This is a genomic window from Rahnella sp. NRRL B-41462 (assembly GCF_003263525.1).
In the GTDB taxonomy this organism is placed as follows: Bacteria; Pseudomonadota; Gammaproteobacteria; order Enterobacterales; family Enterobacteriaceae; genus Rahnella; species Rahnella aceris.
On record NZ_JYDF01000177.1, the window covers coordinates 1 to 5,166 of the forward strand.

The 5,166-nt window shown below is 54.3% G+C and carries 3 protein-coding genes; all 3 read left to right on the forward strand.

Annotated elements, in window-relative coordinates:
- Nucleotides 1–54 precede the first annotated feature (54 nt).
- The 3 genes from UC14_RS26185 to phoA all read left to right on the forward strand — a co-directional run bounded on the left by UC14_RS26185 (nucleotide 55) and on the right by phoA (nucleotide 5,034).
- Nucleotides 55–1,608, forward strand: coding sequence for a DHA2 family efflux MFS transporter permease subunit (locus tag UC14_RS26185; RefSeq protein WP_013575279.1), 1,554 nt, complete (start codon nucleotides 55–57; stop codon nucleotides 1,606–1,608).
- A 261-nt stretch (nucleotides 1,609–1,869) separates the two neighbouring features.
- A complete protein-coding gene (locus tag UC14_RS26190) occupies nucleotides 1,870–2,790 on the forward strand; it encodes a L,D-transpeptidase family protein (protein WP_015689872.1) in 921 nt (306 codons plus the stop codon).
- 813 nt (nucleotides 2,791–3,603) lie between these two features.
- The gene (phoA, locus tag UC14_RS26195) at nucleotides 3,604–5,034 is read left to right on the forward strand and encodes an alkaline phosphatase (RefSeq protein WP_112151886.1); all 1,431 of its coding nucleotides are present in this window, start codon (nucleotides 3,604–3,606) and stop codon (nucleotides 5,032–5,034) included.
- Nucleotides 5,035–5,166: the final 132 nt, after the last annotated feature.

The window sequence follows — 5,166 nt, forward strand, 5'->3', positions numbered from 1 at the left end:
CATCATATTAATATGATGACCATCATATAAACAAGTCCCCGGGATCTCATAGCCATGTCTGTCACCCTGACTCCAGCCGCGACGCTTTCGCCTGCGGATTATCCGACATCACGTAAGTTTTTGATTTTCAGCATTATGGCGTTCGGTATGTTTCTGGCGCTCATCGACATTCAGATTGTCGCCGCCTCGTTAAACGATGTGCAGGCCGGGCTTTCCGCCGGACCGGATGAAATCAGCTGGGTACAAACCTCGTATCTGATCGCCGAACTGGTGATGATCCCGTTCTCGGCTTTTCTGACGCAGGCACTTTCCACCCGCTGGCTGTTCAGCGCATCGGCGGCGCTGTTCACCCTCAGCAGCATCGGGTGCGGATTGTCGTGGAATATCGAGTCGATGATCTTCTTTCGCGCGTTGCAGGGTTTTACCGGCGGCGCGATGGTACCGACAGTATTCGCGACCGGCTTCGCCATGTTTCAGGGCAAACAGCAGGCGCTGATCCCGGCGATCCTCGGCATGGTCAGCGTGCTGGCCCCCACGCTTGGGCCGACTGTGGGTGGCATAGTCACGCAGTTACTCGACTGGCGCTGGATTTTCTTCATCAACATTCTGCCCGGCGCTCTGGTTGCCACCGGTGCCGTGCTGTTTATTCATGTGGATAAAGCGGATTATCCGATGCTTAAACGTATCGACTGGATACATTTATTGTCGATGGCGATAGCGCTCGGTTGTCTGGAATATGTGCTGGAAGAAGGCCCGCGCAAGAACTGGTTCAGCGATCCGCAAATCCAGATTTCGGCGTGGTTCTCACTGGTGGCCTTTGTGCTGTTTCTCGAACGATCCTTTTATTCGAAAAACCCGATCGTACGCCTGACGCCCTTCCGTGACCCGACATTCACCTTCGCCTGCCTGTTCAATCTGGTGGTTGGATTTGGTCTTTATGCCTCTACATATCTGACGCCGGTTTTCCTCGGCCGCATCCGCGATTTCAACAGCCTGCAAATCGGTACAACGGTGTTTGTGGTGGGTGTCGGGCAATTCTTCAGCACGATTATTGCCGCCAGATTAATCAGCCGCGTTGACCGGCGGATACTGATCACCGTGGGTTTATCCGGTTTCGCACTGAGTTTATGGCTGACGACCGCCGTGACTCCTTACTGGGGAGCAGAACAGTTTTTCTGGCCGCAGGTGGTGCGCGGCCTGTTCATTATGTTGTGCATCGTGCCGAGTGTGAACATGGCGCTGACCGCGTTTCAGGGGCCGGAACTGCGCTACGCCTCCGGGCTGTTTAACCTGATGCGTAATCTCGGCGGCGCGATTGGCATTGCCACGGTGAATACCTGGTTGCAGGACTGGACCCGCGTTCATGCGGCACGTTTCGGCGAATCGCTGGGGCAATACGGGGATCATGCGCAGGAAGTGATGGGATCGCTGGCACAAAAAATCGGCCATCTGACACCTGATACCGCTCAGGCATTGCTGATGGCGAAAGGCGTGTTTGGGGCGAAAGTCGCGGCGCAATCGCTGACGCTGGCGTTCAACGACATCTTTCAGGTCATGGCCTGGATGTTTATTGCCGCACTGGTTATGGTGCCGTTTTGCCGTAAATAAGGTCAGGAATGTGAAGGAAATGTGCAGGCTGCCGCAAAAAATGCGGTTGTGGCAGGGAACTTTTCTAACAAGGTGAGAAAGCTTTGGCCTGTTTGAAATAAATCCTTATAATTAGCGGCCCTGAAATGCGATTCGTTACACATACCGGATCCCTTTCAAGTGCTATGTGCAAGTACACTATTCCTCCGGCCGGTTTCTATCGGATCGGGGGGAATCAACATCCTGACAACTGCCAGTGTGGCATTAACGACCAACGAAAATATGAAAATGAGCATTCGCGCAATCCTTACCCTGGTTTTGGCAGTTGCTGCATATAGCCAGGCGTCTTTTGCTGTGGTCTACCCTCTTCCGGCCAATAATGGTCGTCTGGTCGGTGAAAACATCACAGTTACTGTTCCGCAGGGCAGCAGCCTGCCACTGGAACATTTTGCAGCGCAATACCAGATGGGTTTGAGCAACATGCTCGAAGCTAACCCTGGCGTTGACCCGTACCTGCCAACCCCGGGCACCGTGCTGACCATTCCTCAGCAGTTGATCCTGCCGGAAACCCCGCACGAAGGCATCGTGATCAACAGCGCTGAAATGCGTCTGTATTACTACCCGAAAGGCACCAATACTGTGGTCGTGCTGCCGATCGGTATCGGTGAGCTGGGCAAAGACACCCCGATGAACTGGGTCACTACCGTTCAGCGTAAAAAAGCCGGTCCGACCTGGACCCCGACGGCGAAAATGCATGAAGAATATGCTTCTCGTGGCGAATTCCTGCCAGCCGTCTTCCCTGCGGGTCCGGACAACCCGATGGGGCTGTACGCGCTGTATGTCGGGCGTCTGTATGCAGTCCACGGCACCAACGCCAATTTCGGTATCGGTTTGCGTGTGAGCCACGGTTGTGTGCGTCTGCGTGATGCTGACATCAAATGGTTGTTCGACAACGTCCCGCAAGGCACCCGCGTTCAGTTCATCAACGAGCCGGTGAAAGCCACCGTGGAACCAGACGGCAAACGTTATATTGAGATCCACAACCCGCTGTCCTCTAACCAGGAAGAGTTTGATTCTCAGCAGCCGCTGCCAATCACTCTGGCAGGCAGCGCAAGCAGCGTATCGATGGATCCGGCGGTCAACCAGACTGTTGTTCAGCGCGCTATCGAGATGCGTTCCGGTATGCCGGTACAGATCAACTAATTACGTCTTTGACGTTGTTGTGAAAAAGCCCCGTTCATCGGGGCTTTTTTTTGCATAGTGCCGATGCAAAGGCGGCTTCTCAGTTGCACTGAAAAGCTGACCGAGAAAGTTTCGGTTTCTCAGTTGCACTGAAAGCTGTGCCGAGAAAGTTTCGGTTTCTCAGTTGCGGTGATCACTTATCGGGCAGCGCCGAAACCGCCCAAGAGGGAAACGTGCTTTTTCCCTCTTGGATCTCCCTTCGCTTTTTCAACAAGCGCTTCCGCTCGCTGACTATGTTTCATCAGCCGCAGTGATAGCCGCAAAATCCCGCCGCTGCGCGGTTCCCTTCGTTCGGGTTACAACCCGCGCAAAAAAGACGCGCGGTTTTCCACCTCTCCTCAGGCGATATTTTGGAACCGGCCTCAGGCTTTTACTTCACAACCTCACTTACTTCATTCTTTAAAAAGTCGCGGGCGATTCAGAAAGCTTGCTGAACGGAGCGGCCTGGAGACCAAAGGCTCCAGGACCGAGTGAAGGAACCGCAAAGCGGCAAGATTTCCAGCCTGTCGCCGTGCTACCTGAAACATAGCCAGCGAGCGGAGCGCGCAGTAAAAGAGCCGGAGATTCTTAAGAGGCGCGGCGATAGGCGCCTCTTAAGGCCAGTTTGGGTGGCAACCCAAGGTCTTGACCTTGAAGTTGAAGTTAAAACCCAGTCTCACGGCCAGTCCGGCGCCTGTCATTAAAATGTCACAAGTCTCCCTTAACCTTCCGGTAACAAAAAATATCGATATGTATATTTTTATTTCCGATGGTTTATAAAAAGGAGTTTTGATAATGCAACAATCCGTATCTCTGGTCGCCCGCGCAGTCACTGCCGCCCTGCTGCTTTCCGCTTCTTCCTCCACCCTCGCCGCTGAAACCGACACGCTGACCGACCGGGCGGCAAAAGGCGTGCTGACGGAACCGGGTGGTGCCCGCCGTCTGAGCGGTGATCAGACAGCAGCGCTGAAAGCCTCGTTGTCAGACAAAACGGTGAAAAACGTGATTTTGCTGATTGGCGACGGCATGGGTGATTCTGAAATCACGTCTGCACGTAACTATGCAGAAGGCGCAGGCGGCTATTTCAAAGGCATTGATGCCCTGCCGCTGACCGGCCAGTACACGCATTATTCTCTGGATAAGAAAACGCAAAAACCAAGTTACGTGACCGATTCCGCCGCATCAGCCACCGCCTGGGCGACCGGTGTTAAAAGCTATAACGGCGCGATTGGCGTGGATGTAAACGGCAAAGATCACCAGACCATTCTTGAGATCGCCAAAGCCGCAGGCAAGGCCACCGGCAACGTCTCCACCGCAGAATTGCAGGATGCAACGCCGGCCGCACAGATTGCGCATGTGACCTCACGCAAGTGCTACGGCCCGCAAGAAACCGCAGAGAAATGCGCCAGCAACGCGCTGGAAAATGGCGGACGCGGTTCGATCACGGAACAGTTGTTGCAGGCTCGCGCTGATGTCACGCTGGGCGGCGGCAGAAAATCGTTCAGCCAGCTGGCGAAAGCCGGTGAATTTAAGGATAAATCCCTCAAAGAACAGGCGCTGACACAGGGTTATGTTTGGGTGGAAAACGCAGAACAGCTCAGTGCCATCACGCAGGCAGACCAGAAGAAACCGGTTCTTGGCCTGTTCTCCGAAGGCAACATGCCGGTGCGCTGGCAGGGTCCGAAAGCCACTTATCACGGCAACATTGATAAACCGGCTGTCACCTGTGAAGCCAATCCGCAGCGCACCGCTGACATCCCGACGCTTGCCGCCATGACTGAAAAAGCCATCGACTTGCTGAAAGCTAATCAGAACGGTTTCTTCCTGCAGGTTGAAGGCGCATCGATTGATAAACAGGATCACGCCGCTAATCCGTGCGGACAATTCGGTGAAACGGTGGATCTGGATGAGGCCGTGCAAAAAGCGCTGGAGTTCGCCCGTCAGGACGGCAACACGCTGGTTATCGTCACCGCCGACCACGCCCATTCCAGCCAGATTATCGAATCCGATGCCAAAGCCCCCGGTCTGACCCAGACGCTGACCACCAGGGACGGTGCACCGATGACCATCAGCTACGGCAACTCAGAAGATGATTCACAGGGACACACCGGGACGCAGCTGCGTATTGCCGCGTTTGGCCCGCATGCGGCGAATGTGGTGGGTCTGACGGATCAGACGGATTTGTTCTATACCATGCGGGATGCCATGGCGATTAAAGCGCAATAGTTTTGAAAATGAGGGTTTTGCTTTGCTCCTCCCCCGGCGAAGGGGGAGGACGGGAGGGAGTTTTAAGGGTAAATACTGACACTAAAAAAATTTAACTCTTTGATTTTTATTTAATACCCCACCCCAACCCTC

Bases quoted from the DNA above. Each gene is read 5' to 3' on its own strand.
- UC14_RS26185 (WP_013575279.1), top strand. From the start codon at position 55: ATGTCTGTCACCCTGACTCCAGCCGCGACGCTTTCGCCTGCGGATTAT.
- UC14_RS26190 (WP_015689872.1), top strand. From the start codon at position 1,870: ATGAAAATGAGCATTCGCGCAATCCTTACCCTGGTTTTGGCAGTTGCT.
- phoA (WP_112151886.1), top strand. From the start codon at position 3,604: ATGCAACAATCCGTATCTCTGGTCGCCCGCGCAGTCACTGCCGCCCTG.